Below are 19,798 nucleotides of genomic sequence, written 5' to 3'. Positions count from 1 at the left end.
GGTTGCAGGCCATGCTCGTCGACAGCCACTGCCATCTCGACTTTCCCGACTTTGCCGAGGACCTCGACGCCATTGTCGCGCGCGCGGAAGCCGCCGGCATTGGCCGCATCGTCACGATCTCGACGCGGGTCAGGCGGCTCGGCGGGCTGCTCGCCATCGCTGAGCGTTTTCCCAACGTCTATTGCTCGGTCGGCACCCACCCGCATCACGCCGATGAGGAGGACGGCATTCCCGCGGCCGAGCTGATCGAATTGACCCGCCATCCAAGGGTCGTGGCGCTGGGGGAGGCGGGGCTGGATTACTTCTATGAGCACGGCGCCCGCGAGGCGCAGGAACGTGGTTTTCGCGCCCATATCGCCGCCGCCCGCGCAACCGGCCTGCCGCTGGTGATCCACACCCGCGAGGCCGATGAAGACTGCGGCCGCATCCTCCAGGACGAAATCGCCAGGGGCCCGTTCCGCGCCGTGCTGCATTGCTACACCGGCGGACGGGAGCTGGCGCTGAAAGCGATTGCGCTGGGACTCTCGATCTCGTTCACGGGAATCCTGACCTTCAAGAAGTCCGAGGCGTTGCGCGAACTTGCGGCCGAGCTTCCGGCCGATCGCATCATGGTCGAAACCGACGCGCCCTACCTGGCGCCCGGAAAATTTCGCGGCAAACGCAATGAACCGGCTTACGTGGTCGAAGTGGCAAAAGTGCTGGCGCAGGCGCGCGGCGTCTCGCTGGAGGAGATTTCGCGCCAAACAACGGAAAACTTCTTCCGCCTGTTCTCCAAGGTACCGGCGCCGAAGGCGTCCGCATGACGCTGACGCTCACGATACTCGGCTGCGGTTCCTCGGCGGGCGTGCCGAGGCCCGCGCTCGGCTGGGGCGCGTGTGATCCAACCAATCCGAGGAACCGTCGCCGCCGCTGTTCGCTGCTGGTCGAGCGTGTCTCGGGGCAGGGCACCACGCGTATCCTGATCGATACCTCTCCCGATCTGCGCGAGCAATTGATCGACGCCGATGTCGATCACCTCGATGCGGTGTTCCTGACCCATGAACATGCCGACCAGACCCATGGCATTGACGATCTGCGTCCGGTCGTGATGCACCAGCGCCGGCGGATCCCGGTATACCTGAACCAGTCGACCGCCAATGACATCATGGGGCGGTTCTCCTATTGCTTTGTTGCGCCCGAGGGCAGCGATTATCCGCCGATCCTGACGCATCACTCGATCGAGGCTGGCGAAAGTCGCACCATCGCAGGGAAGGGTGGCGCGCTGACCCTGTCGGCGTTTCTGGTCCAGCATGGCAACATCCCGGCGCTCGGCTATCGCATCGGCGATGCCGCCTATTCGCCCGACCTCAACCACATTCCACAACAGAGCTGGCCTTTACTGGAAAACCTTGAGCTCTGGATCGTCGATGGGCTGCGCTATGCCGGCCACCCCAGTCACTTCAACGTCACCGAAGCGCTGTCCTGGATCGAGCGCTTCAGGCCGAAACGCGCGGTCATCACCAATATGCATGCCGATCTCGACTACGAGGTGCTGCGTCAGAGCCTGCCGGCAGGCGTGATTCCCGCCCATGACGGGATGAGGCTGGAGCTCGGTTAGGACCCGCAGCGCGGGATTCCGGCAACGGCGGGCTCGATCGAGCGCAGACCGACGTTCTGACCCGAGCTTTGGCATGCGGTTTTTCTGGCGATCGGTACATTGCAAAACGCCTTGAGGCGGGCAAGATCGGAACGTAGAGCAACTAGGAGCTTCGATGATTGGCCTGTTCTTTGAAGTTGAGACGAGGCCCGGGCACCGGGATCAATATCTCAATCTTGCCGCTTCGTTGAAGCCCGAGCTCGAGGCCATGGGTGGCTGCCTCTTCATCGATCGCTTCAGGAGTTTGGCACGGGAGAACCTGTTGCTGTCTCACCAGATATGGCAGGATGAGGGGGCACTGACGGCCTGGCGAGCCCACGCCTACCATCATGAGGTCCAGACGATCGGCCGCGAGAAAGTCTTTTCGGACTACCGCATTCGCGTCGCCCAGCTGATCCACGAAGCCAGACCCGGACAGCCGATCTGGCAGCCCGAGCGGCGCACGCCCTACAACGATCCCGCAAGGCGTCCGCCAACTTACCTCCTCGCCGCGGAGTCGAAGAGCGCTACACTTCCGGTGGAGACTGAATGGCGCCGCGACGCTTTCGCCAGCGTCTATCGTGACGGGCAATTCGCGCACCTGATCGATTTGCCGGACCATCCATCCGGCCTCGAATTCGGGGCCCGGTTGTTTGCCGATGCAACTACCGAATACTTCCGCATTTTCGAGGTGATGCGCGACTACGGAATGTACGAGCGGACCGAGGCGCCGCAATATTATCCGCCCGTGGAACGAGCATAAGCGCAGAGTTCTGAATGCCGACCTCAGGCGAGGTTGGGGAGCGACTGCTAATAATAATCAGCCGCTGAGCGAAGCCCGTATGTCATGGCCGCTCCTGCTCGCCACTATCGAATGTCGCGATGTAGCGCACAAATTCTCGCGCGACGGCGTCGCCCACGCGCCGTTGAGATCAAGAGCGTTGTTGGGCGCTTTGTCCTCAGTACCCGGCCATTGCGCGGGCTTGCCGCAGGCAAGGGCCATAAAGCGTTTCGCCGCAGACTCCACAGATCCACGGAATATCCCATGGACGACGCCAGCACGGGTCGTTGGCCAAATCGACATCGTCCTGCATTGGTCTCATGCCTTGTCGGTCAGGCCGAAATCGCCTTCGCCGAATCCACCTGGTTGCGCAGCAGGAACTTTTGAATTTTCCCGGTGGAGGTCTTCGGGATCGGGCCGAATACCACCGTCTTCGGGGTCTTGAAGCCGGACATCTGGTTGCGACAGAAGGCGATGATTTCGGCTTCCGTCGCCTTGGCGCCGTCCTTGAGTTCGACAAAGGCGCAGGGCACTTCACCCCATTTGGAATCGGGCTTCGCCACCACGGCGGCGAACAGCACCGCCGGATGCTTGTACAGGACATCCTCGACCTCGACCGAGGAGATGTTCTCGCCGCCGGAGATGATGATGTCCTTGGAGCGGTCCTTGATGATGACATAGCCGTGCCCGTCGAGCACGCCGAGATCGCCGGTGTGAAACCAGCCGCCGGCAAACGCCTCGCGCGTGGCCTTCTCGTTTTTCAAATAGCCCTTCATCACGATATTGCCGCGGAACATCACCTCGCCGATCGTCTCGCCGTCGCGCGGTACTTCCCGCATGGTTTCGGGATCGAGCACGGTGACGGCTTCCTGCAGCGGGTAGGGCACGCCCTGTCGTCGCTTCAGTTGCGCGCGCTGGGCCGCCGGCAGTTCGTCCCAGCCCGGTTGCTCGGCGCAGACGGAGGCGGGGCCATAGACCTCGGTCAACCCATAGACGTGCGTCAGCTTGATGCCGATGCTTTCGGCGCCTTCCAGCACCGCCACCGGCGGCGCGGCGCCTGCGATCAATCCGACCACCGGACGCGCGGTCTTGCCCCTGGGCGCGCCAGGCGCATTGATCAGCGTGTTGTAGACGATCGGCGCGCCGCACATGTGCGTGACGCCGTGCCTGGCTATCAGCTCAAAGATCCTGGCCGGATCGACCTTGCGCAGGCAGACGTTAACGCCGGCAGCAGCGGCCACGGTCCACGGAAAGCACCAGCCGTTGCAATGAAACATCGGCAGCGTCCACAGATACACCGGGTGCTGGCCGAGATTGCCGGCCAGGATGTTGCTGACGGCATTGAGATAGGCACCACGGTGATGCGTCACCACGCCCTTGGGATTGCCCGTGGTGCCCGAGGTATAACTCAGCGCAATCGCGTCCCATTCGTCGCCCGGCGGCCTTGCGACGAAGCCCGGGTCGCCTGCAGCCATCACGGCCTCATACTCGATCTTGCCGATACGGCTGCCGCCGGCAAAGGCTCCGTCATCTACATCCATGACGAACGGCTTCGCGCCCTTCATCAGCATCAGCGCTTCTTCGATCACACCGCTGAATTCCGGATCAACGAGGATGATCTTCGCACCGCCATGGTCGAGCTGAAACGCGATCGAGGCCGCGTCGAGCCGGATGTTCAGCGCATTCAGGACGGCACCCGCCATGGGGACCGCAAAATGCACCTCATTCATCGCCGGGACATTCGGCAGCATCGCAGCTACGGTATCGCCATGCCCGATGCCGCGGTCGGCGAGCCACGATGCAAACCGGCGGCAGCGGTCGTAAGTCTGTGCCCAGGTGAAGCTGCGGCCTTCATAGACCGTACTGACCTGATCGGGATAAACCGCGGCGCTCCGGGCGAGAAAGCTTAACGGCGTCAGTGGCACATAATTCGCCGGCGTTTTGTCCAATCCGATGGCGTACTGGTCTCGGGCTGCATTCATTGGCTTTGTCCCATCTACAACGGCAAATCCTACCACGATACTTGGGTCGCGGTTACCGGCGCCAGCAGCGCCGTCGCGCGGCCGTCCGCGCGACTTCGCGTGGCAGCAATCCCGCGTAAGTACATGTTCCGATTAGCCCCATTGATATTCCATAATATACCTTATGCGAATCATCGATATGGGGATGGCTTCTCGGCGTACGGCTTCAGCTCGACCTCGGCGACCGCCAGGCGACGGTAGAGTTCACGCCGGCGCGCCACAGGCCACCAATCGTACAGAAAGATTTCCAGCGGCCGCCAGTTCGCGACCCAGCCGAGGATCAGGAGGCTTTCCTCGACCAGCCGTTGGGCCGGATTCTCGGTCAGATATCCGGCGGCGAACCGCGCAGAAAGAAAGCATCCCACCAGGATCGGAATGCCGATTGCGAGTGCGCGACGGCCGACCCGGAACAGCTCATTGAGCTCGTGCTGGACAGCGACCGCCCGGCCCGCGAAATAGCTCTGAAAGGCCTCATTCAGCTCTTTGGCGTTGGAGGCCTTCACGTCTTCGTCACGGACCTGGACGGCAATCCTGATTGGACGCTTCTCCGGGAGTTCGCGCGCCCAACTGACGATGTAGTCTTCGGCCTCCTGATCGAGATCTTTTTCCCGGAACGGAAACGGATCGAGCGTGTGAAATAGCTGGGCCAGCCGATCAACACGGATTTCGATCAAATGCTCGGCATTTTCGATCGGCATGATGTCTCGGTCCCAGATCGCCCCGCGCGCCCTGCTCGCGGTACTCTCTTAAACTCTAAAGCGACATCGGGCCGAGATATTCAAGAAGATCGCGGTAGCGCAGGGTGCATCAGACCTTTTCAACCTCGCCGCCGGCATCCAGCCAGCCCTTGAAGCCGCCGAGGTTACGCACGTTGCCATATCCCATGTCTTTCAGCGTCTTACCGACGAGCGCTGAACGTCCACCTGAAGCGCAATACGCGACCACCGTCTTGGCCCGATCGAACGCCGCGTCGTGCAGCGCCGAGGCCGGATCGGCCCGGAATTCCACCAGGCCGCGCGGCACCGCGAGCGCGCCCGGGACCTTGCCCGAGGTCGCCACTTCGGCCGGTTCGCGAACATCCAGGAACAGGACATCGGCCCTGCCGAGCAGCCCCTTGGCCTCCTCCGGGCTGATACGGGGCACTTCGGCTTCAGCTTCCGCCAGCATCGCTTGCACTGTTTTCATGGTGTCGTCTCCAAAGCTCACTTGTGGGTGCTCTCTTCATCTAGGTTGCGATCACGCCCGCGCAATGCGCGTCACCTCCCCCTGAATTTCGGTTTGCGGCGACCGAGGAAAGCCTCGACCCCCTCCTTGTGATCCTGGGTCATGCTCGCGAGCGCGAACTGGTCGATGTCCATGTGGCTGGCGAGGTCGTCAAGCGCATGCGCCAGCCGATTGACGGTCAGCTTGGTCATGGCGACCGACAGCGGCGGTTGCGCGGCGACCTTGGCAGCGAGCGCCATCGCGGCGTCGAACGCCTTGCCGGGATCGGCCACCTCCTCCACCAGCCGCCATTCGTAGGCCTCCGCCGCCGAGATCCGCTGATCGGCCAGGATCACGGCCTGCTTGGTACGGGCTGGTCCCATCAGGTGCAGCATCCGCGGCACGCTCTGCCAGCTCATGTTCATGCCGAGCCCGATCTCGGGCACGCGCATATGAGCATCGCGCGCCATGACCCTGAAATCCAGGGCGACCGCCAGCGCGACGCCGCCTCCGATGCAAAAGCCCTCGATGGCGCCGATGGTGATCTGCTCCATCTCCTGCCAGGCCCGCGTCAGCCGCGGCCCAAGTTTCAAATGTCGGCGCAAGTCGCCGATATCCATGGTCTTTCGTGCCCGCCCCTCCGCATCCTTCAGGTCAAAGCCGGCGCTGAACGATTTGGCGCCCCCGGTCAGAACCACGACCGACGTCGCGCCGTCGTCCTCGAAACTACGGGCAGCCTCGGTGAGCTGACGCAGGGCCTCCGGCGACAGCGCATTGATGCCGTCGTCGCGGTCGAAACGCACCACCGCGATGCGGCCATCCGGGCCCAGTCCCTTCTCAATCTTGACATAGTCGCCCAAACGCCTGGCCTCCCTGCCCGGTACATTCCGAAACCTTCCCAGAAATGCGCCCGCGACCCAAGCGCGATCTTTCGCGGTTGGGTGGTTCCGGTGGCCTGTCCCGGCCTCGACATGGTGCGGGTTCTGCGAATATCCTTATTTCCATGAGCGACCATGAGCACGACCACCCGCATCATCACGACCATGACCATTCGGAACTGTCGGAAATGGAACTGCGCGTGCGCGCGCTCGAAACCATCCTGACCGAAAAGGGCTATATCGATCCGGCGGCGCTGGACGCTATCATCCAGGCTTACGAAACCAGGATCGGGCCGCACAATGGCGCGCAAGTCGTCGCCAGAGCCTGGACCGATCCGGCCTTCAAGCGGGCCTTGCTGGAGGACGCCACCAGGGCCGTCAGCACGCTCGGCCATGTCAGCCGGGTCGGCGATCATCTCGTCGCGGTCGAGAACACAGCCCAGCGCCATAACATGGTCGTGTGCACACTGTGCTCCTGTTACCCTTGGGAGATGTTGGGGCTCCCTCCGGTCTGGTACAAGGCGGCGCCCTACCGTTCGCGCGCGGTGAAGGATCCGCGTGGCGTGCTCGCCGACTTTGGCGTTAGCCTGCCCAAGGAAACTGAAATCAGGGTCTGGGATTCAACGGCCGAAACGCGCTTTCTGGTACTGCCGATGCGCCCGGAGGGCACCGAGGGCTGGAGCGAACAGCAGCTCGCCGCGCTGGTGACGCGCGACTCGATGATCGGCACCGGTTTTCCGAAATCACCGGGCGCGCCGTCGTGAACGGCGTCCACGACATGGGCGGGATGGACGGTTTTGGCAAGGTCGAACCCGAGCCGAACGAGCCGATGTTCCACACCGAATGGGAGGCCCGCGTGCTGGCCATGGTGCGCGCGATGGGTGCCGCGGGCGCGTTCAACATTGATACGTCGCGCTACTATCGGGAGGCGCTGCCACCACACGTCTATCTCAGCAGCTCCTACTACAAGAAATGGCTGCTCGGTCTTGAGGACCTGCTGTTGGACAAGGGTTTCATCGCCGCCGCAGACATGGCCGCCGGTCACGCCGTGCAGCCGCCGAAGCCGCTCAAGCGCGGCAAGTTCGCCCTTGAGGATGTCGAGCGCGTCATGGTGCGCGGGCAGTTCGGGCGTAAGCCTGCCGCGGACCCGCGATTCAAATCGGGCGATCGCGTCCGGGCGAAGAACATCCACCCGGTGACACATACAAGATTGCCGCGCTACGTGCGCGGTCATGTCGGCGTGATCGAACGCGATCACGGCTGTCATGTGTTTCCGGATTCGGCGGCGATGGAAGCCGGAGAGAACCCGCAATGGCTCTACACCGTGGTGTTCGGGGGGCGCGAATTGTGGGGCGATGACGCCGATCCGACTGTCATGATCTCGATCGACGCGTTCGAGCCATATCTGGAGCCGGCATGATGGACGCCGCCGCTGCACGCGCCGCGGCCGATGTGCCTGGCATTCCTCGCGACAAGGACGGCCCGGTGTTTCGTGAGCCCTGGGAAGCGCAGGCCTTCGCGATGGCGCTCGCCTTGCATGAGCGCGGAGTTTTCACCTGGGCCGAGTGGGCCGCCACCCTCGCCGATCAAATCAAGCGCGCTCAGGCCGACGGTGATCCCGACACCGGCGAGACCTACTACCGTCACTGGATGGCGACCCTGGAAACGCTCGTCGCCGCCAAAGGCGTCGCGACGCCGGAACTTCTGCACCGTTACCGCGATGCCTGGGACCACGCCGCCGACCGCACGCCGCACGGCGCGCCGATCGAGCTGACGCCTCAAGACTTCGAGTAGGCTTCCGTCGTCACTGCGAGCGAAGCGAAGCAATCCATGCCGCCGCGCGCAAGAATCGATTGCCTCGTCGCTACGCTCCTTTCAATGACGGAGTGCCCGCATATTCCCGCCAGCCCTTTGCCCGCAACGCGCAGGCCGGGCATTCGCCGCAGCCATAGCCCCATTCGTGCTGCGCGCCGCGCTCGCCGAGATAACAGGTGTGGGAGTGTTCGCGGATCAGGTCGACCAGCCCTGCCCCGCCAAGCTCACGCGCAAGCCTCCAGGTCGAGGCCTTGTCGAGCCACATCAGCGGGGTGTGCAGCTCGAAATTCCTGGCCATGCCGAGATTGAGCGCCGACTGCAGCGCCTTGATGGTCTCGTTGCGGCAGTCTGGATATCCGGAATAATCCGTTTCGCACATGCCGCCGATGATATGGCGGATGCCGCGCCGGTACGCCAGCGCTGCCGCGAAGGTCAGAAACACCAGATTGCGGCCCGGCACGAAAGTATTGGGAAGGCCATCCGAACCCATGGCGATGGCAACATCGCGAGTCAGCGCGGTGTCGGAAATCTCGGCCAGCGTGGGGATGTCAAGCGTGTGGCTCTCGCCGAGTTTCTCCGTCCATTCGGGCTGCAATGATCGCAGCCCCGACAGCAGACGGTCGCGGCAGGCCAGCTCGATCGCGTGGCGCTGGCCATAGCGGAAGCCGAGCATTTCAACGCGCGCAAAGCGCCGCAACGCCCAGGCCAGACAGGTCGTGGAATCCTGTCCGCCGGAAAACAACACCAGCGCGGTTTCGGATGAAGCTTGCTCGCTCATAGACGGCCATTAGCATCCCCCGGCCGCGAGGCCAATCGGTGGAAACTGCCCTTATTTTGGCCCGTCGCGCTGGGATCGGGACGCGGGTTACGGCATAAAGCCGATGTCCTACCGGATGATGGAACCTGCATGACCCCTTCCCGCGATATTGCCCGATTACTCGAGATCATGGCGGCGCTGCGTACACCGGTGACGGGTTGCCCGTGGGATATCGAGCAGACCTTTGCGACGATTGCGCCCTACACGATCGAGGAGGCTTATGAGGTGGTCGATGCCATTGCCCGCGGCGATCTCGACGATCTCCGCGACGAATTGGGTGACCTCCTGCTGCAGGTCGTCTACCACGCCCGCATGGCGGAAGAGCAGAATGCCTTTGCCTTTGGCGACGTGGTCGAGGCGATCACATGCAAGATGATCCGCCGGCATCCGCATGTGTTCGCCGACAAGGACGGCCATATTGCGCCTGCCGGGGTCAAGAGCGCCTGGGAACGCATCAAGGCCGAGGAGAAGGCCGAACGTGCAGCGCGGCGGCTCTCGCCGGAGACCGGACACAAGTCGCTGCTGGCGAGCGTCAAGACCGGCCAGCCCGCCTTGACGCGTGCGATGGCGCTGCAGCGCCAGGCGTCAACCGTCGGTTTCGACTGGAACGACCCGCGTGCAGTACTCAACAAGATTCGCGAGGAGGCCGACGAGATCGAGGCGGCGCTGGATTGCGGCGATGCGGAGGAACTCGCCGCCGAGACCGGCGACCTGCTGTTCGCGCTGGTCAACCTCGCCCGCCATGTCGGCGCCGATCCGGAAGCCGCGCTGCGTGGCGCCAACGCAAAATTCGAGCGTCGCTTCGCCCATATCGAGCGCGCGCTCGCCGCCAGTGGCCGGTCGCTCGAAGAGGCGAGCCTCGCCGAGATGGACGCCCTGTGGAATGAGGCGAAGGCAGCGGAGCCGCGGGCAACCATGCCGCGCGATTAACAGCGCTCACGCCACGCGCGGCACCGCATCGAATCGAGACACCACGATGTCGCGTTTGGTCTCGTCGACGCGCACAGTCATGTCGAAGCGACCGTCAAGAAGCACCTTGTTGAGCACCTCGGAATTCCTGTGCAGCCAGCTGATGCCGGCGCCGTCGGAAGCATCGATCGAAAGGTCGAGCGTCGTGCGCTTGGCGGCAAGGCGGTCCTCGATTGCGATCAACAGCGCTTCGATTCCCTCCCCGGTCTGGGCCGAGACCAGGAAGCACGGCCGTTCCGGCGGACGGCGCGCGGCAATGTTGCGCAGGTTCTCGCGTTGCTCAGGATCGAAGCGATCAATCTTGTTCCAGACTTCGAGGATGCGTTGTCCTGCGTCGGGATCGATGCCGAGCTGGCGCAGCACGGCGTCAACGTCACGCTCCTGCGCCTCCGCGTCCTCGTGCGATACGTCGCGGACGTGCAGGATGATATCCGCCTGCAGCACCTCTTCAAGCGTGGCGCGAAAGGCGGCCACCAGTTGCGTCGGCAGGTTGGAAATGAATCCGACGGTATCGGAAAGCATCGCCTTGCCGCCATGCGGCAGGCTCAGCGAGCGCAGCGTCGGGTCCAGCGTTGCAAACAGCATGTCGGCAGCTTGCACGTCCGCGCGCGTGAGCCGGTTGAACAGGGTCGACTTGCCGGCGTTGGTGTAGCCGACCAGCGCGACCACCCGATATGGCACCCGCTGCCGGCCGGCCCGGTGCAGCCGTCGCGTCGCCTGCACCTTCTTGATCTCATTCTCCAGCCGCGCGATACGGTCGCCGATCAGGCGGCGGTCGGCCTCGATCTGGGTTTCGCCGGGGCCGCCCATGAAGCCGAAGCCGCCGCGCTGGCGCTCCAGATGGGTCCAGGATCGCACCAACCGGCTGCGCTGATAGTTCAGGTGCGCGAGTTCGACTTGCAGCGCCCCCTCCTTGGTCTTGGCACGGCGGCCGAAGATTTCCAGGATCAGCCCGGTGCGGTCGAGAACCTTGGTGTTCCAGGCCTTCTCGAGGTTCCGTTGTTGGATCGGCGACAGCGCGCAATCCATCACCACCAATTCGATGTCGTGACCGGCAATGAGGCCGATGATCTCCTCGACCTTGCCTTTGCCGAGGTAGGTCGCTGGCCTGATCTGGCTGACAGGCGCGATCAGGGTGTCCGCGACCGTGAGGTCAATGGCCCGCGCCAAACCGGCCGCTTCCTCCAGCCGGGCCTCGGAATCGCGAACGCCCTCACTCGCCTGCGCGTCGGCATCGCCGCGGCGCACGCGCAGATAGGGGCCGATGACGATCACCCGCCCGGTCGGTTTGTTCCCCGCCGACCTCGGACGGTCGGCGCTCCCTTCACGGTCGAAGGGTTCCAATCAATTCACTCTCAAGCCGGAGCATCCTCGCCGCCTTCAAACAACTGGATCGGGGCGCCAGGCATGATGGTCGATATCGCGTGCTTGTAGACCAGTTGCGAGTGACCGTCGCGCCGCAGCAGCAAGCAGAAATTGTCGAACCAGGTGACGATCCCCTGCAGCTTTACCCCATTGACCAGAAAGATTGTCAGTGGCGTTTTGGTTTTACGAACGTGATTCAAGAAGGTGTCTTGTAGGTTTTGTGCGCGGTCTGCCGCCATTGTTTTTGTCCCGCCGTCTCGTGCTTTTCTTATTGAGCCGGTTATTGCTTCTCTGTTGGAGCCTGCGCCGACTCGCCAGCTTTCCCTGAGATCCCCCTCCGGTCGGCTTGACCCCACAATTAGAGGCTACGGGCGGTTGTTAGGCAAGCCGGTTCGAGTCCCCCCTCGCCCCGACCTGACGAGCATGCCTGTAAACATATGGGAAAACACAGTTATTCTCAAGCAAGTGCATGGATCGGCGCGCCGCTCTGACGACCCGCCGTTCGGAGGTCCACTCAGGCTGAATGCTGGATCGGTTGCGTCGTCAGCCCACTCCCAGCGCCTTTAGCTTGCGGTGCAGGGCCGAGCGCTCCATCCCGACGAACTCGGCGGTCCGCGAGATGTTGCCGGAGAACCGGCTGATCTGCGCGATCAGATAGTCGCGCTCAAAAACCTCCCGCGCCTCGCGAAGCGGCAACCCCATGATGTGCTCGCCATTGTTGCTGGTCGGCATCGCCGGCACCATCGAACCCACATCTTGAGGCAGCATGTCGGCGGTGATGATCACTTCCGGTCCGCCACCGGCGAGGATCATGACACGCTCGACATTGTTGCGGAGCTGGCGGACGTTGCCGGGCCAAACATGCGACTGCAGCACCGCCATCGCGTCCTGCCCGATCTGGCGCTTCGGCAAGCCTGTGGCCGACGATATCTGATCCATGAAATAGTCAATCAATTCAGGAATGTCCTCCCGGCGTTCAGACAGCGGGGGGACGCGAATCGGCACCACCGACAGCCGGTGATAAAGATCTTCGCGGAAACGCCCTTCGGCGATCTCCTCCTCGAGATTTCGCGCGGTTGAAGAAATGATGCGAACATCGACGTGAATCTTGGCGGTGCCGCCTGAACGCTGAAAGGTCTGATCGACCAGCACGCGCAGAATCTTGTTCTGGGTTTCCCGCGGCATGTCCGCGATCTCGTCGATGAACAGCGTGCCGCCATGGGCTTCTTCGAGCGCGCCTGCCTTGCGCACCTGCTCGCCGTTCGATTGTTCGATCCCGAACAATTCGACTTCCATCCGCTCCGGCGTGATCGCCGCAGCATTGATGACGACGAACGGCCCTTCCGCGCGGCTTGAGGCATTGTGCAGCATGCGCGCTGCGAGCTCCTTGCCCGAACCGGAGGGGCCGACAATCAAAATGCGACTGTTGGCCTTGGCAGCCCGGTCAATGGTCTGGCGCAACTGGTTCATGCACGCAGAGCGGCCGGTGAGAACGCTGGTAGCCGGGGCGAGTTGCTTGAGCTCCTTCACCTCGCGCTTGAGCCGCGAAGTCTCCAGCGCCCGCGTCGCCACCAGAATCAGTCGATCCGACTTGAACGGCTTTTCGATGAAATCATAGGCGCCGCGTTTGATTGCCGCGACCGCGGTTTCGATGTTGCCGTGGCCGGAAATCATCACCACCGGAATGTCGGCGTGGTCCTTCTTGATCTGTTCCAGCAATTGCAGACCGTCGAGCTTGGAGCCCTGCAACCAGATGTCGAGGAACACGAGATTTGGGCGGCGGCTGGCAATCTCGGCCAACGCTGAGTCGCTGTCGCGCGCCGTTCGTGTGCTGAAGCCCTCGTCGTCCAGGATGCCGGCGACGAGATCTCGAATATCTGCCTCGTCATCGACAATCAGAATGTCACTGGCCATGGGTTACACCTGTCTTGTCAGTTGCCTGTTGCGGCTTCGATATCTGCTTCATGGTTGGTCGCGGAGACCGCCTCATTGGTTTCGGGAAACGGTGCTCTTGATGGATCGCCCGGCTGTTTTTCCCGCTGGGGCGGCTCCTTGGCTCCGGTCTTCGGCGCCTGGCCGGTGACTGCGAAGCGCAACCGCATCCAGGCGCCACGCTGCCCGGGCCGGAAATCCGCTGCATCCTTGAGTTCGATGCGACCGCCATGGTCTTCGAGGACGCGGCCGACGATAGCGAGCCCGAGCCCGGTGCCCTTCTGGCGCGTCGTCACATAGGGTTCCAGCAAGCGCGCACGGCTGACCTTGGGCAGGCCGATACCGTTGTCGATCACGTCGATAATGATGTCGTCGTCTTCACGCGCGGCGACAACGTCGATGCGCCCTTTGCCAAGCTCTTCCGGCGGCACCTGCTCGATCGCCTCCGTCGCGTTCTTGATGATATTGGTCAGCGCCTGTGAGATCAGCCGACGGTCGAACTGCGCCCGCATCGGGTCCTGTCTGATATCGGTCTCGATGTCGAGATCGGGATGCCCGACCTTCATGAGGAAGACCGCCTGGCGGACCGTGTCCGCCACGTCCTCGCCTTCCATGACCGGCTTGGGCATCCGGGCAAAGCGGGAGAATTCATCGACCATCCGTCTGATGTCGTCGACCTGTCGCACGATCGTATCGGTGCATTGCTCGAAGATGACCTTGTCTTCGACGATGACCTTGCCGAATTTGCGGCGGATACGTTCGGCCGAAAGCTGGATCGGGGTCAGCGGATTCTTGATTTCGTGCGCGATACGGCGCGCGACATCGCCCCACGCAGAGGTCCGCTGTGCCGAAACCAGATCCGTAATATCGTCGAGCGTGATGATATAGCTGTCGCGCGACTGGCTGGTCTGCTCGGCGCTGACGCGAACCGACAAATTGCGCTCGTGACCGTCGCGGGTAATCGTGATCTGACCCTGCACAAGACGCTGTGTGCCCTCCCGCGCGGTTTTCATCATGTCGTCGAGCTCGGGCAAAACGTCGGAAAGCGGATGGCCGAGCGTCTCCGATTCGGCGTGTCCGATCAGTTTTTCGGCCGAACGGTTCAAGATTCCGACGCTGCCGGAGGCGTCTACGCCGATGATGCCGGCGCTGGCCGATGAGAGCACCGCCTCGATGAAACGGCGACGGCTGTCGATCAGGTCCGAGGCGCTGACAAGTTCGTCGCGCTGGGTGCGCAGTTCCGCCGTCATCTTGTTGAAGGTTTCGCCGAGCTGCGCGAGATCGCCCTCGGATTTATGAACCGGCACCTGAACATGCAGGTCACCGGTCGAAACGATATTCGCAGCACTCATCAGATTGCGGATCGGCGCCACCAGCCAGTTGGCGAAGTTCAAACCGATCAGCACCGACGCCATCAGGATGGTGAGCGCAATCACCGCGAACATCAAAGCGAAGGCGACCTGGATGCCGAGCCGGCGGGCCTCGATCTGGGCATATTCAGCGACGCTTGCCTCGGTCTGCTTTAGTTGCGCCACCACGCGGGGATCGAGCAGCCGTGCCACGTAAAGGAAGGTATCGCTGAAGGCGCGCAACCGGATTACCGCGGCCACATAGTTCGCCTCTGGAAAGACTGCGATCTGGGGCTCGCTCTCGTCGACGTTGCCAAGAAATTCCTGCGGTGGCGTCGTGAATTCCTGCTGGATGCCGGTTTGCGCTGTCTCCAGAACAGTGCGATCCTTGTCGATCAACATGGCGCCGGGCAAATTGCGGGAGGCCGCGCTGTTCGTGAGTAGTTCCCGAAAGGACCGGCGGTCCTGGTCGAACAAGGGCCGCGCGCGGGCGATGTCGCTGGCCATGCCCAGAATGTCACCGCGGATGAGTTGCGCGTGTTCATAGGTATAGGCCCGCGCGACGATCAACGAGTTTTGCATCACCTCGCGCGTCGGGCCCGAGAACAGCCGGTCCAGGCCGCGGTCAATGGTGACGTTGGCGACGATGGCCACCAGCACCGCCGGCAGGACGGCGATGATGGAAAACAGGCTTACGATCTGGACGTGCAAGCGCGCAGCCGCCCTGCCGCGCCGCCGGGCCTGAATCACCAGCCAGACTTCGCGGACGATGATTGCAACCAGCAGCAGGATGGTCGCGGCGTTGATCAACAGGAACGAGTAAACGACCTGGCGGGTGGGCTCGATCGGCGTCAGGCCGCTCAGCACCATGAAGGTCAGGAACGCAGACAGCAGGGCTACGCCGACAGCAAACGGCGCGACCCACCTCCGCAGGATTCCACCTGTGGGTTCGGTCAGCGACGGGTCGAATGGCGGCGCCGAAGGCTCTGCGGTGGTCATTCCGACAATCGGTGAACTAACAGGATTTGATCCGCCAGGCGCGGACTGATGTATTCATATCACAATGTTGCCGAATTGCGACAATTCAACGGCGTCGACGGCGGACGAGACCAGCCATCCCCAAGAGATCCAGCCCCCCGTTGGTCCATGGATCAGCACGCGCGGGCCGCGCCTCCGTTCTGCTGGAATCGAACGAGGGTCGGCGAAACGCCTCAGCCCCCGCTTCGGTACACCTGAATATCGAGATCGCGAATCTTCTTGCGCAGGGTGTTGCGGTTGAGTCCGAGCAGATCGGCTGCGCGGATTTGATTCCCGCGGGTGACCGCAAGCGCCGCGGTGAGCAGTGGAACCTCGATCTCCTTGAGAATCCGGTGATAAAGGCCCGGCGGCGGCACACCGTTTGGGAAGCCCGAGAAGTGCGAGGACAGATAGGCCTCGACGGCGCCGCCGAGATCATCCACGCCCAATGGCGCGTTAAGGCCGGAAACCACCGCCGGCGGCGCCAGTTCGCCGTCGATCACCGATCCTGTGATCACCTCCTGCGGATAGAGCGCCGCCAACCGGCGCGCCAGGTTCTCGAGTTCGCGGACGTTGCCGGGCCACCGATGTTGCTTGAGACGCTCGAGCGCCAAGGCATCGAGCTTCTTCGGCGGCAAGCCGTCCTTCTCGGCGATTGTAAAAAAATGCCTTATCAGGTCGGGCAGATCCTCGATCCGCTCGCGGAGCGGAGGCAAACGCAGCGGCACCACGTTGAGCCGGAAGAACAGGTCCTCCCGAAACAAGCCTTGCTGAATCAGGATGCGCAGATCCTTGTTGCTGGCAGCGACGATCCGCACGTCGGTCTTGATCGGCGTGCGGCCGCCAACGGTCGTGTATTCGCCCTGCTGCAGCACGCGCAACAACCGCGTCTGCGCTTCCATCGGCATGTCGCCGATTTCGTCCAGAAACAACGTCCCACCTTCGGCCTGCTCGAACCGGCCGGAAGCGCGGGTATTGGCGCCGGTAAACGCCCCGCGTTCATGGCCGAACAGTTCCGATTCGATGAGGTCGCGCGGGATCGCCGCCATGTTGACGGCGACGAACGGGCCGTTGCGGCGCTTGCCATAGTCGTGCAGCGCACGGGCAACAAGTTCCTTGCCGGTGCCGGATTCGCCTGAAATCATCACCGTGAGGTCGGTTTGCATCAGGCGAGCCAGCACCCGATAGATTTCCTGCATCGCCGGCGATCGGCCCACCAAGGGTATGGAATCGAATTCGGACTCATCGGGCGCGCTTGCCACCCGCTCCTTCGGCTCGGCAAGCGCGCGACCGACGATGGTGATGAGCTCCTTGAGATCGAACGGCTTCGGCAGGTATTCGTAAGCGCCGCGCTCCGAAGCCCGTATCGCCGTCATGAACGTGTTCTGCGCGCTCATGACAATGACCGGAAGGTTCGGTCGCATCTTCTTGATCCGTGGCAGCAGGTCGAACGCGTTCTCGTCCGGCATCACCACGTCGGTGATGACGAGATCGCCCTCGCCCTGGCTGACCCAGCGCCACAGCGTCGCTGCGTTGCCGGTCAGGCGGACTTCATATCCGGCGCGCGAAAGCGCCTGATTCAGAACCGTGCGGATGGCGGTATCGTCATCGGCAACGAGAATGCTACCTGCGGGCATGGTTGCTCCTCATCTTGCGGCCTGTGAGGCGGGCGGCGGCGTACCCGGCACGCCGTCGCGATTGCTTTGGTCCAACTGTTTTGCTGGGCTGAACATCGGCAACAGCACGCGAAAGGTCGTCTTGCGCGGCTGTGATTCGCATTCGATGATGCCGCCGTGATCGCCGACGATCTTGGCAACCAGCGCCAGCCCCAAACCGCTGCCGGTCGGCTTTGTCGTCACGAAGGGATCGAACAGGTTCGGCAACAGGTCGTCTGGCACACCGGAGCCGTTGTCCTTGACGCAAAATTCAAGGGGCAGCGATACCCGCGACTTCTTCCCCGGCACCGACAGGCGGACGCCTGGGCGGAAAGCCGTTGTGAGATGGATTTCCGCATCGCTGCCAAGGTCGGCAACTGCTTCGGCGGCGTTCTTCACGAGATTGAGAAACACCTGAATCAGCTGGTCCTGGTTGGCCAGCACCGGCGGCAGCGACGGATCATAGTCCTCAATGAACCGGACGTTGCGGGCGAAGCCGGACTGCGCCAGCCGCTTGACGTGGTCGAGCACGGAATGGATATTGACCGGGCCGCGCGCCACCGGGCGATCGTCGCCGAACACTTCCATCCGGTCGACCAGGGTGACGATACGATCGGCCTCGTCGCAGATCAGCCGCGTCAGCATGCGGTCGTCGGACGATGCCCCCTGCTCGAGCAATTGCGCCGCGCCGCGGATGCCGGACAGCGGGTTCTTGATCTCATGTGCCAGCATCGCCGCCAGCGCGATGACCGAACGCGCCGCGCTCCGATGCGTCAATTGCCGGTCCATCTTGTCGGCGATGGTGCGTTCCTGCAGCATCACCACGATATGGCCCGGTCGCTCGGTGAGAGGGGCGACGTGCAGATCGACCTGGCGGTCGCCGCCGATCCGGGGCGTGCCCAGATCGACCTTGTATTCGTTCACCGGCGAGCCGCCCGATCGCACCTGGTCGATCAGCGCCAGCAGCGGACTGCCAAACGGCACCAGTTCCTTCAGTGATTGCCGTCGCAGGAATTGCGTCGAAATCTCAAAGAAGGATTCGGCAGCGATGTTGGCGTCGATGATACGGCCATCGGGCGCGATCAGCAGCACCGGGTTGGGCAGCGCATTGAGTATGGCTTCACCGTCTGTGGGCTGCGGCCGGCGGTTTTCTGCAGCTGACGTCATGCGGCGGCACTCCATGCGAAATCGTCGAATGCATCCCGCAGCGATCGGTGTACCCGGCGCGGATCTTCCGACGTCAGAATGTCTTGCCGCCATGTCTTGAGCTTTGTCGTGGGTGCGCGGCTGCACCGGGCAGCGATTTCCAGCGCCCAGCCAAGGTGCTTGCGCGCATGCTTGAGCCCGATGCGCAGCCCGTAATGGCGACAGATTTCATCATAGAGCGTACGGATATGGATGAACTGCTCAACGAGATCAGGGGTGCTTTCGGCCTTCCCGGTTTCGAGCCGCCGTCCGATCTGTCCGGGCAACCACGGCTGTCCCTGCGCGCCGCGCCCGATCATCACGGCGTCGGCACCCGAGACTTCGAGCGCGCGCACCGCCTTCTCAAACGACGTCACATCGCCGTTGACGACGAGCGGGACCGAGATCGCGTCCCTGACTGCACGCACCGCGGTCCAGTCGGCCTCGCCCTTGTAGAACTGGCAGCGCGTCCGCCCATGAACGGTGATCATCTGAATGCCGGCGGCTTCCGCCCGCCGCGCGAGTTCCGGCGCGTTGCGCGATTGATCGTCCCAGCCGAGCCGCATCTTAAGCGTCACCGGCACGGAGACCGCTGCTATCGTTGCCTCAATGAGCGCCAGCGCGTGATCGAGATCGCGCATCAACGCCGAGCCGGACTGACCGCCGGTGACATGACGCGCCGGGCAACCCATGTTGATGTCGATGATGTCGGCGCCGGCTGCTTCCGCAACCTTTGCACCCTCTGCCATCCAATGCGTCTCACAGCCCGCGAGCTGAACCACATGTGGGCCCACTCCGGTGGCCTCGCAGCGCAGCCGTGACATCGGCCGGCCGTGCACGAGTTCGTCGCTGGCGGTCATCTCAGAGACAACAAGCCCAGCGCCTAGCTCGGCGGCCTGGCGCCGAAAGGGAGCATCGGTGACGCCCGACATCGGCGCCAGAAAAACCCGGTTCGCGACAGCAATATCGCCTATTTTCAGTGGTTTAGAGCGTGAACTTTCCAAGCCTGGCACGGAGTTCTCATTGTTGGCGCGGCTGCGCGATTGCAACCCTCGATGGGCATTTTGAGCACAAATGTTGTGCAGTCAAGTCTCTTGCCTACAGTTTAGACAAAGTTACCACGCCTGCAAGTGCACACGTGCTGCTTTCCCACAGCGGGAGGAATCGCCGGTTTTTTCTGCTGACGGCATGGTATG

19 protein-coding genes are annotated in these 19,798 nt (G+C 62.9%); 7 read left to right on the top strand and 12 right to left on the bottom strand.

All coding sequences use genetic code 11. The annotated features are described in order from the left end of the window. Window positions 1-11: 11 nt before the first annotated feature. The 3 genes from Q0D31_RS16525 (at window position 12) to Q0D31_RS16515 (ending at window position 2,378) form a co-directional block, all read left to right on the top strand. Window positions 12-803 (top strand): TatD family hydrolase, encoded by a 792-nt coding sequence (locus Q0D31_RS16525; RefSeq protein WP_291853219.1) that lies wholly within the window; start codon window positions 12-14, stop codon window positions 801-803. After that, the gene (locus Q0D31_RS16520; protein ID WP_291853189.1) at window positions 800-1,597 is read left to right on the top strand and encodes an MBL fold metallo-hydrolase; all 798 of its coding nucleotides are present in this window, start codon (window positions 800-802) and stop codon (window positions 1,595-1,597) included. Before Q0D31_RS16525 ends, Q0D31_RS16520 begins: the two co-directional genes overlap by 4 nt. A 154-nt stretch (window positions 1,598-1,751) precedes the next feature. Further along, window positions 1,752-2,378 carry an antibiotic biosynthesis monooxygenase family protein gene (locus tag Q0D31_RS16515; RefSeq protein ID WP_291853186.1) on the top strand — a complete coding sequence of 209 codons (627 nt, stop codon included), beginning with the start codon at window positions 1,752-1,754 and terminating at the stop codon, window positions 2,376-2,378. A gap of 350 nt (window positions 2,379-2,728) precedes the next feature. Here Q0D31_RS16515 and Q0D31_RS16510 read toward each other — a convergent pair whose 3' ends face one another. The 4 genes from Q0D31_RS16510 to Q0D31_RS16495 form a co-directional block, all read right to left on the bottom strand. Then, on the bottom strand, window positions 2,729-4,378 hold the full coding sequence (locus Q0D31_RS16510) for an acyl-CoA synthetase (RefSeq protein WP_291853183.1): 1,650 nt from the start codon (window positions 4,376-4,378) through the stop codon (window positions 2,729-2,731). Between the two features lie 170 nt (window positions 4,379-4,548). Next, entirely contained in the window at window positions 4,549-5,115 is a 567-nt protein-coding gene (locus Q0D31_RS16505) for a hypothetical protein (protein WP_291853180.1), read from the bottom strand. 109 nt (window positions 5,116-5,224) lie between these two features. Next, window positions 5,225-5,602 (bottom strand): rhodanese-like domain-containing protein, encoded by a 378-nt coding sequence (locus tag Q0D31_RS16500; protein ID WP_291853176.1) that lies wholly within the window; start codon window positions 5,600-5,602, stop codon window positions 5,225-5,227. 71 nt (window positions 5,603-5,673) lie between these two features. Continuing rightward, window positions 5,674-6,480 carry an enoyl-CoA hydratase/isomerase family protein gene (locus Q0D31_RS16495; RefSeq protein ID WP_291853173.1) on the bottom strand — a complete coding sequence of 269 codons (807 nt, stop codon included), beginning with the start codon at window positions 6,478-6,480 and terminating at the stop codon, window positions 5,674-5,676. A gap of 143 nt (window positions 6,481-6,623) precedes the next feature. On the opposite strand from Q0D31_RS16495, the gene nthA reads away from it, so the two are divergent. From nthA to Q0D31_RS16480, 3 genes are read left to right on the top strand one after another with little or no spacing between them, the layout of a single operon-like run. Next, the gene (gene nthA / locus Q0D31_RS16490) at window positions 6,624-7,262 is read left to right on the top strand and encodes a nitrile hydratase subunit alpha (protein WP_291853170.1); all 639 of its coding nucleotides are present in this window, start codon (window positions 6,624-6,626) and stop codon (window positions 7,260-7,262) included. Further along, complete coding sequence (nthB, locus tag Q0D31_RS16485; RefSeq protein WP_291853167.1) at window positions 7,259-7,918, top strand: nitrile hydratase subunit beta; 660 nt, start codon at window positions 7,259-7,261, stop codon at window positions 7,916-7,918. Before nthA ends, nthB begins: the two co-directional genes overlap by 4 nt. After that, a complete protein-coding gene (locus Q0D31_RS16480; protein ID WP_291853163.1) occupies window positions 7,915-8,292 on the top strand; it encodes a nitrile hydratase accessory protein in 378 nt (125 codons plus the stop codon). The genes nthB and Q0D31_RS16480 overlap by 4 nt, the downstream gene beginning before the upstream one ends. Before the next feature lie 70 nt (window positions 8,293-8,362). On the opposite strand, the gene queC is transcribed toward Q0D31_RS16480, so the two are convergent. Beyond that, window positions 8,363-9,091: a 7-cyano-7-deazaguanine synthase QueC gene (gene queC / locus Q0D31_RS16475; RefSeq protein ID WP_291853160.1), complete on the bottom strand. Its 729-nt coding sequence runs from the start codon at window positions 9,089-9,091 to the stop codon at window positions 8,363-8,365. A gap of 129 nt (window positions 9,092-9,220) precedes the next feature. Between queC and mazG the strand changes: the two genes are divergently transcribed. Next, complete coding sequence (mazG, locus tag Q0D31_RS16470; RefSeq protein ID WP_291853157.1) at window positions 9,221-10,060, top strand: nucleoside triphosphate pyrophosphohydrolase; 840 nt, start codon at window positions 9,221-9,223, stop codon at window positions 10,058-10,060. Window positions 10,061-10,066: 6 nt separating this feature from the next. Here the strand turns inward: mazG and hflX are convergent, their stop codons facing one another. The 7 genes from hflX to dusB all read right to left on the bottom strand — a co-directional run bounded on the left by hflX (window position 10,067) and on the right by dusB (window position 19,582). Further along, window positions 10,067-11,443: a GTPase HflX gene (gene hflX, locus Q0D31_RS16465; protein WP_291853154.1), complete on the bottom strand. Its 1,377-nt coding sequence runs from the start codon at window positions 11,441-11,443 to the stop codon at window positions 10,067-10,069. Between the two features lie 11 nt (window positions 11,444-11,454). Continuing rightward, window positions 11,455-11,703, bottom strand: coding sequence for an RNA chaperone Hfq (hfq, locus tag Q0D31_RS16460; protein ID WP_006020546.1), 249 nt, complete (start codon window positions 11,701-11,703; stop codon window positions 11,455-11,457). Window positions 11,704-12,007: 304 nt separating this feature from the next. Continuing rightward, window positions 12,008-13,378, bottom strand: coding sequence for a sigma-54 dependent transcriptional regulator (locus Q0D31_RS16455; RefSeq protein ID WP_291853151.1), 1,371 nt, complete (start codon window positions 13,376-13,378; stop codon window positions 12,008-12,010). Between the two features lie 17 nt (window positions 13,379-13,395). Next, complete coding sequence (locus Q0D31_RS16450) at window positions 13,396-15,744, bottom strand: PAS domain-containing sensor histidine kinase (protein WP_291853148.1); 2,349 nt, start codon at window positions 15,742-15,744, stop codon at window positions 13,396-13,398. Between the two features lie 212 nt (window positions 15,745-15,956). After that, window positions 15,957-17,399, bottom strand: coding sequence for a nitrogen regulation protein NR(I) (gene ntrC / locus Q0D31_RS16445; RefSeq protein WP_291853145.1), 1,443 nt, complete (start codon window positions 17,397-17,399; stop codon window positions 15,957-15,959). Between the two features lie 9 nt (window positions 17,400-17,408). Continuing rightward, entirely contained in the window at window positions 17,409-18,584 is a 1,176-nt protein-coding gene (locus Q0D31_RS16440; protein WP_291853142.1) for a nitrogen regulation protein NR(II), read from the bottom strand. Beyond that, entirely contained in the window at window positions 18,581-19,582 is a 1,002-nt protein-coding gene (gene dusB / locus Q0D31_RS16435; protein ID WP_291853216.1) for a tRNA dihydrouridine synthase DusB, read from the bottom strand. The genes Q0D31_RS16440 and dusB overlap by 4 nt, the downstream gene beginning before the upstream one ends. Window positions 19,583-19,798: the final 216 nt, after the last annotated feature.

The sequence above is a fragment of the Bradyrhizobium sp. genome (assembly GCF_022844465.1).
Taxonomy (GTDB): domain Bacteria; phylum Pseudomonadota; class Alphaproteobacteria; order Rhizobiales; family Xanthobacteraceae; genus Bradyrhizobium.
This window is presented reverse-complemented; position numbering and strand designations above follow the sequence as displayed.

Coding starts and splice junctions, on each gene's coding strand:
- mazG (WP_291853157.1), top strand. CDS start 9,221: ATGACCCCTTCCCGCGATATTGCCCGATTACTCGAGATCATGGCGGCG.
- Q0D31_RS16525 (WP_291853219.1), top strand. CDS start 12: ATGCTCGTCGACAGCCACTGCCATCTCGACTTTCCCGACTTTGCCGAG.
- ntrC (WP_291853145.1), bottom strand. CDS start 17,399: ATGCCCGCAGGTAGCATTCTCGTTGCCGATGACGATACCGCCATCCGC.
- Q0D31_RS16500 (WP_291853176.1), bottom strand. CDS start 5,602: ATGAAAACAGTGCAAGCGATGCTGGCGGAAGCTGAAGCCGAAGTGCCC.
- Q0D31_RS16455 (WP_291853151.1), bottom strand. CDS start 13,378: ATGGCCAGTGACATTCTGATTGTCGATGACGAGGCAGATATTCGAGAT.
- Q0D31_RS16515 (WP_291853186.1), top strand. CDS start 1,752: ATGATTGGCCTGTTCTTTGAAGTTGAGACGAGGCCCGGGCACCGGGAT.
- Q0D31_RS16510 (WP_291853183.1), bottom strand. CDS start 4,378: ATGAATGCAGCCCGAGACCAGTACGCCATCGGATTGGACAAAACGCCG.
- hfq (WP_006020546.1), bottom strand. CDS start 11,703: ATGGCGGCAGACCGCGCACAAAACCTACAAGACACCTTCTTGAATCAC.
- Q0D31_RS16505 (WP_291853180.1), bottom strand. CDS start 5,115: ATGCCGATCGAAAATGCCGAGCATTTGATCGAAATCCGTGTTGATCGG.
- Q0D31_RS16480 (WP_291853163.1), top strand. CDS start 7,915: ATGATGGACGCCGCCGCTGCACGCGCCGCGGCCGATGTGCCTGGCATT.
- Q0D31_RS16450 (WP_291853148.1), bottom strand. CDS start 15,744: ATGACCACCGCAGAGCCTTCGGCGCCGCCATTCGACCCGTCGCTGACC.
- Q0D31_RS16440 (WP_291853142.1), bottom strand. CDS start 18,584: ATGACGTCAGCTGCAGAAAACCGCCGGCCGCAGCCCACAGACGGTGAA.
- nthA (WP_291853170.1), top strand. CDS start 6,624: ATGAGCGACCATGAGCACGACCACCCGCATCATCACGACCATGACCAT.
- Q0D31_RS16520 (WP_291853189.1), top strand. CDS start 800: ATGACGCTGACGCTCACGATACTCGGCTGCGGTTCCTCGGCGGGCGTG.
- queC (WP_291853160.1), bottom strand. CDS start 9,091: ATGAGCGAGCAAGCTTCATCCGAAACCGCGCTGGTGTTGTTTTCCGGC.